Below are 2,263 nucleotides of genomic sequence, written 5' to 3'. Positions count from 1 at the left end.
CGCGCCCCGGCGAACCCTGCGTCGCGCCCCGGGCCCCGGTCACCGCGCGGCGTCGTCGACCGCGAGGGTGAAGGCCCGGAGGAAGCGCGCGGTGAGCGAGAGGAACGCCTCGGCGTCGTCGTCGCCCATCTCCCCCAGCGCCGTCTCGTACGCCCCGAGCGAGATGCTCGCGTCCCGCTCGAACGCCTCACGTCCGGCTTCCGTGCGGTGGAACTGGTAGCTCGGGCCGCCCCCACGCCGGGACCGCTCCAACAGCCCGGCGCCCAGCGCGGCGTTGACCTGCCGGTTGACGGTGGACTGCTCCAGTCCCAGTACGTCCGCCACCTCACGCAGTGTCCGCGCGTTCCCGTCGGCGAAGAGCCACAGCAGGCGCAGGTCCGCGGTCTTGAGGGACAGCGCCCCCTCGAGCGCCCGCCGCTGCGTGTCGAGCCGGTTGAGCAGCGACGCCAACCGACGCTCACCGGGTGCGTTCTCGCCGCTCCAGTGCTCTTTCCGCGAAACCATCGTCTCCGTCCCACTTCCTGCCGGGTTGCCGCCCCACGTGCAGATATGTAGCCTACACAGGTCGATTTATGTATGTTACATACGCGCTCCGGCGATCCCGGGCGCGCCGGAAGGACCCCATGCACGACTCACCCGCAACCCGAGCCACGGGCGCACCGATCGCCATCGTGCTCGTCCTGGGCTTCTCGAGCATGTGCGCCGCAATGATGCAGTCGCTCGTCATCCCCATCCAGCCCGAACTCCCGCGGCTGCTCAGCACTGAGCCGAGTAACGCCGCCTGGGTGGTCACCGCCACGCTCCTGGCCGGCGGTGTCGCCATGCCCGTCTCCGGACGCCTGGCCGACATCCGGGGCCGCAAACCCGTCCTCATCGGATCCGCACTGATCCTGCTCGTCGGGTCACTGATCTGCGCACTGTCGTCCACGCTCATCCCCGTGCTCATCGGCCGCGTCCTGCAGGGCCTGGCCATGGGCTACATCCCGGTGGCGATCAGCTTCGTCCGCGAGACCGTCCCGGCGAGGATGCAGAACTCGGCCGTCGCCGGCATCAGCGCCACGCTCGGCGTGGGCGGCGCGCTCGGCCTGCCGCTGGCCGCCTGGATCGCGCAGGACTACGACTGGCACGTCCTGTTCTGGGTCTCCAGCGGCCTGGCCGCGATCATGGCGGTCCTCACCATCGCCGTGCTCCCCCACCGCCCGCCCGTCTCACGGTCCAGGCTGGACTGGGTCGGCGCGATCGGCCTCGCGATCGGCGTGGTCAGCCTGCTCACCGGCATCTCCAAGGGCAGCGACTGGGGCTGGACCTCCCCCACGACCCTCGGCGCGATCATCGGAGGCGTCCTCATGCTCCTGGCGTGGGGCCTCTACGAGACCCGCCACCCACAGCCACTGGTCGACCTGCGCACCACCGCACGCCGACCGATCCTGCTCACCAACATCGCCGCACTGCTCATCGGCTTCGGCATGATGGCCCAGTCCATCGTCGTCCCCCAGCTGCTGCAGCTGCCCGAGGCCACCGGCTACGGCCTGGGCCAGACGATGCTGCAGGCCGGACTGTGGATGGCGCCCGGCGGCCTCATGATGCTCGCCTTCACCCCGATCTCGAGCCGGATGCTCACCCGCTTCGGAGGACGTGCGACCCTCGCTGTGGGCGCAGTCGTCATCGCGTGCGGCTACCTGGTCGCAGCGGGATTCTCCGCCGAGCCGTGGCAGCTGCTCGTGGCGACCTGTGTGGCCTCCGCCGGCGTGGGGATCGGCTACGCCGCCATGCCCACCCTCATCCTCGAGAACGCGCCCCTGAGCGAGGCCGGGGCGAGCGTCGGCGTGAACTCCCTCATGCGCTCGATGGGCACCACCATCGCCGGCGCCGTGATGGCCCTGGTGCTCACCAGCCAGATGACCGAGCTCGGAGGCGGCGTGTCCATCCCGTCACAGGAGATGTTCCACCTGTGCTTCCTGCTAGGCGCGGCAGCCGCGATCGCCGGCGCCGTGGTGGTGCTCTTCATCCGGCGCACCCCGGCCGTCGACAAGGCGATCGAGCCCGTGGCGACCGCCGAGCCGGAGCAGGCCCCCGTCCGCTGACACGCCGCCTCCCCGAACCCGAAATCCGCTACCCCGCCTGCGGATCCGCTACTCCCATACGGGTAGCGGATCCGGAGCGGGAGTAGCGGATTTCGGGCTGGTGCGCGCCGGGAGGCCGGGCACCCGGGCAGTCAGTCGCGCCAGGCGGCCAGGGGGTCCGACGACGTCTCCGCGAGCCA

The 2,263-nt window shown here is 70.9% G+C and carries 2 protein-coding genes; one reads left to right on the top strand and one right to left on the bottom strand.

From position 1 onward, the window contains the following. Positions 1-39: 39 nt before the first annotated feature. A complete protein-coding gene (locus G6016_RS15365) occupies positions 40-504 on the bottom strand; it encodes a MarR family winged helix-turn-helix transcriptional regulator (protein WP_182633483.1) in 465 nt (154 codons plus the stop codon). Between the two features lie 119 nt (positions 505-623). Here G6016_RS15365 and G6016_RS15360 point away from each other — a divergent pair, with 119 nt between their 5' ends. Continuing rightward, the gene (locus G6016_RS15360) at positions 624-2,084 is read left to right on the top strand and encodes an MFS transporter (protein ID WP_182633482.1); all 1,461 of its coding nucleotides are present in this window, start codon (positions 624-626) and stop codon (positions 2,082-2,084) included. Positions 2,085-2,263: the final 179 nt, after the last annotated feature.

The sequence above is a fragment of the Dietzia aerolata genome, from assembly GCF_014144865.1.
Lineage (GTDB): Bacteria > Actinomycetota > Actinomycetes > Mycobacteriales > Mycobacteriaceae > Dietzia > Dietzia aerolata.
This window is presented reverse-complemented; position numbering and strand designations above follow the sequence as displayed.